Below are 3,699 nucleotides of genomic sequence, written 5' to 3'. Positions count from 1 at the left end.
ACGCCGGGCTGACTGGGCCGTACATCGTGATCCACGCCATTCATGTCGTGGAGTCATTCATGAAACTGTTCGAAAACCACCCCGAGGCGTTCCAGGATTATCAGTTCCTGGTGGTCCCGATAGGCCCCGTGCTGGGCGACGATCCGTCGGTCATCGCCGGGCGTCTGCCCGGGGCCATCACGTTGTCGTTCTGGCCGGAACCGTTGCTGATGGCGGAAATCATCAGCCAGGCACAAGCGGTGATCGGCCACAGCTACCACCTGGCAATCACCGCCCTGGCGTTTGGTGTCCCGGTGTTTTGCTCGGCAGACCTGACCACCGGCAAGTACACGGCGCTGGCTGGATTCGACTCGCTTCATGCGTTGCCGGACCCGGCGACAATCGACCCGCAATGGTTCGTCGCGCGCTTGGGCAAGACCCGCCCAACGCCGGCGGCGCAAGCAGCGGCGGATCAGTTGGTCGATCATTGGGATCGGGTCGCGGCGATTATTCGCCAGGGTAAAACCTCATCCCAGCCGGTATTGGGAGCGTTCCTGCAACACCTGCCCAATCTGCTCGAAGCCGCGGCCGAGGGGGGGAGCCAGCGCTGGCTGAATCGTCGATCAGGCCCGTCGTGCCGGAGCCAGGCACCCTCGAGCCGCCACCCAACCTTGCTCAGCAGCAACGGATTGTCCAGCTCAGCCAGCAACTGGCCATCATTGATGCCAGAATGCTTGAGTTGCAGAACTCCAACTCGTTCCGAATGACCGCGCCACTGCGCTCCATCGCCCGTGGTATCAGAAACCTCACAGTGAACAAGAACAGACAATGCTAGATCTCTCTCGTCTCACGCCTGCGGCGCTCAAGGCTCACCCGTTCTCATGGGCCGAAATCGGCGGCCTGTATTCGCCCGAGGATGCCGCCGCGTTGGCGACGTCCTTTCCCCATGATCACTTCAAGACGGTGAGTGGTTATGGCGGAGAGAAGAACTATGACTATGAGGCCCGCGCCCTGGTGAGCATGGGCACCCGTGCCATCGCGTTCCCCGAAGAACTGAGCGAGGCGTGGTTGAGACTGGCGCAGGACCTGGGCTCGGCGGGCTATCGAGAGGCCATGTCGCAAATGACCGGGATCGACCTGCGCAGCGTGCCGATGGAGGTCAACGTCTTTCATTACGGCCCCGGCGCGAGCCTGGGGGCCCATCCGGACCTGCCGGACAAACTGGTCACCCATATCCTTTATTTCAATGAGTCCTGGGATCGCAACGACGGCGGGTGCCTGAGCATCCTGCGCGGCAACGATCCCAGCGCCGTGGCGGCCGAGATCGAGCCCTTGGTGGGCAACTCGGCGATCCTGGTGCGTTCGGATAATTCCTGGCATGCCGTCACGCCCGTGGTGAGCGGCTGCCGTTCTTCCCGCCGAAGCCTGACGGCAACGTTCTATCGACCGGGTTCCCTCAGTTCGATGTGGCCGGCGGGCGACGACACGCCGTTGCATGGATACCCACGTGCTTAAGATCGACAGCAACTTGATCGACCGTGACGCCGCCTTGGCTCAAAGAGACGCGGCCATCAGCGAGCGCGATATCGCCCTGGCAAAGGTGGACTTCCTGCAGAACACCCGTTCGTGGCGTTTCACCCGGCCACTGCGCGCGCTTTTACGGGTGATGCGTTATGGTTTTGGCGCCACGCATGAATTGCCCGAACCGGCCGCCGCGACGGCCTACCCAGCAGCGCCGCAGCCGTTGCCGAGCCCTGGTGTGGAAGCTGATTTCGCCACGAAAGGGCGCCTGGATATTCTCTGCTTCGCCAATATAGATTGGGCCGCACGCTTCCAGCGACCGCAGCAATTGATGGCTCAGTTTGCGAGCAATGGTCATCGGGTTTTTTATATCGTGCCCTCCAGCCTGCCGGAGGAGGGACAGCTTTATCGACTGACGTGGGTAGCACCCAATATCTTTGAAGTGGCGCTGCAACGCGAGGCGCAAGCGGCGTATTACGAGAAGGTTGTCACGCCTGAGAATCATCAGGCCCTGCTGCATGCCCTGGCCGCGTTGGTCGCCGACATGCAGATCAGAACCGCCCTCTCGGTGGTGCATATCGCTTACTGGAGCCCCGTGGCCCTCAGCCTGCGTGCGCTGCATGGCTGGCGCGTGCACTACGACTGCATGGATGACTGGGATGGTTTTCCTAACATCGGCGAACAATTGCTGAATGAGGAGAAGGCCCTGGTTGTGCAGGCGGATCTGGTCACCGTATCCGCCGCGCTGCTTTACCAGAAATGGTGCGCCCACAACCCACGCTGCATGCTGGTGCGCAACGCGGTGGATTTCGATTTTTTCCGGCAGCACTGTTTCGCCAATGATTTGCTGAGTGGCCTTGTCGGTCCGGTCATTGGTTACTACGGCGCCCTGGCGCAATGGCTCGACTATCCATTGCTGGCGGCGTTGGCGGACCGGCGACCCGAGTGGAACTTCATTCTGGTGGGGGACATTTTCGTCGACGATCTGGCGGGCCTCGAGCACAAGCCCAACGTTCAATTGCTGGGCTGCAAGCCTTACGCGCAGATGCCGCTTTACCTGGATCACTTCGACGCCTGCCTGATTCCCTTCAGGCTTTACAACGTGACGCATGCGGTCGATCCGGTGAAGTTCTACGAGTACATCAGTGCAGGCAAACCCGTGATCTCCACGCCTTTGGCGGAGATGAGCATCTATGAGGACTTGCTGTACTTTGCAACCGGAATCGATGAGTTCATCGAGCAGATTGAGCGAGCCTTGGCCGAGCGCGACCTGGCCTTGTACAAACGACGCGTGGAACTGGCCCGGGCCAATGATTGGAAGGACCGATTCAATAGCCTGCAACGGGCGATCGCCGGGCTGTACGAAAAAGTCTCCATCGTGCTTGTGACGTACAACAATCTCAGCCTGACGATTCAATGCATAAACAGCGTCCTGCGCAATACCACCTGGCCCAATTACCAGCTCATTGTCGTTGACAATGGCTCGCAGGATGGCACGGCTGATTACCTTGAGCGCCTGCGCAACGAGGTGCCGACCGTGAAGGTCATTCTCAACCCGGACAACCGTGGCTTTGCGACGGCCAACAACCAAGGGTTGCGTGAAGCCGATGGTGACATCCTGCTGCTGCTCAATAACGACACGATCGTGCCTGGCGGCTGGCTGGATCCGCTGGTCATGCATTTGAGAGAGCCGAGTATCGGCTTGGTTGGACCGGTCACGAATGCGGTCGGCAACGAAGCGAAAATCGAAATTTCCTACACCGACATCCAACAGATGCAAGCGTTTGCAGACCGCTATACCGGAGCCCACAAGGGACGGTCATTCGATATCCAGATGCTCGCGATGTTTTGTGTCGCCTTTCGCCGAGGCATCCTCGAAGAAGTGGGGTATCTGGATGAGGCATTCGGGATCGGCCTGTTCGAGGACGATGACTACAGCCGTCGCGTGCAGGCGGCCGGCTACCGGACTGTGTGCGCCGAAGATTCGTTTATCCATCATTATGGGCAGGCATCGTTCCGGAAACTGATCGCCAGCGGCGAATATCAGGCGCTCTGGGATAAAAACCAGGCGTACTTCGAAAGCAAATGGGGCGCTTGGCAGGCCCATGTTCAACGGCAGGCGCCTGGCGTGGAGAAGGGCTAGGTGGGAGGCAATGGCGGTTCGCGGCACCTTTTGGTGGGAGCGAGCCTGCTCGCGAA

General features: G+C 60.0%; 3 protein-coding genes. All 3 read left to right on the top strand.

Translation table 11 applies throughout. The features are described from left to right. A partial coding sequence (locus OC610_RS23110; protein WP_264431117.1) for a polysaccharide pyruvyl transferase family protein occupies positions 1–746 on the top strand: 746 nt, incomplete at its 5' end. Positions 747–807: 61 nt separating this feature from the next. Beyond that, complete coding sequence (locus tag OC610_RS23105; RefSeq protein ID WP_264431115.1) at positions 808–1,494, top strand: 2OG-Fe(II) oxygenase; 687 nt, start codon at positions 808–810, stop codon at positions 1,492–1,494. Next, positions 1,487–3,643: a glycosyltransferase gene (locus OC610_RS23100; RefSeq protein WP_264431113.1), complete on the top strand. Its 2,157-nt coding sequence runs from the start codon at positions 1,487–1,489 to the stop codon at positions 3,641–3,643. Before OC610_RS23105 ends, OC610_RS23100 begins: the two co-directional genes overlap by 8 nt. Positions 3,644–3,699 lie beyond the last annotated feature (56 nt).

The sequence above is a fragment of the Pseudomonas agronomica genome, assembly GCF_025917275.1.
Classification (GTDB): domain Bacteria; phylum Pseudomonadota; class Gammaproteobacteria; order Pseudomonadales; family Pseudomonadaceae; genus Aquipseudomonas; species Aquipseudomonas agronomica.
Note: the sequence above shows the minus strand (reverse complement) of the source record. Positions and strands in the feature narration are given on the sequence as shown.